The 268-nt window shown below is 48.1% G+C and carries 1 protein-coding gene; it reads left to right on the top strand.

The annotated features are described in order from the left end of the window. Positions 1 to 268, top strand: a 268-nt coding sequence (locus tag DBZ36_RS20705) for a hypothetical protein (protein WP_233558136.1), incomplete at both ends; no start/stop codon positions are given.

Below are 268 nucleotides of genomic sequence, written 5' to 3' on the forward strand. Positions count from 1 at the left end.
CTTGCTTGTCTCTAGATAAACCATTTTTCGGGATGTTAAACATCAAAAATCAGATACAAAAAAAACAGCACAAGGCTGGTTATTTGTTGGCGGAGTGGACGGGACTCAACGGGGGCGCCCAGCCCCGCGACCCAGCATGCATAGCTTGCTTGTCTCTGGATAAACCATTTTTCGGGATGTTAAACATCAAAAATCAGATACAAAAAAACCAGCACAAGGCTGGTTATTTGTTGGCGGAGTGGACGGGACTCAACGGGGGCGCCCAGCC

It is taken from the genome of Alginatibacterium sediminis (assembly GCF_003610775.1).
In the GTDB taxonomy this organism is placed as follows: domain Bacteria; phylum Pseudomonadota; class Gammaproteobacteria; order Enterobacterales; family Celerinatantimonadaceae; genus Alginatibacterium; species Alginatibacterium sediminis.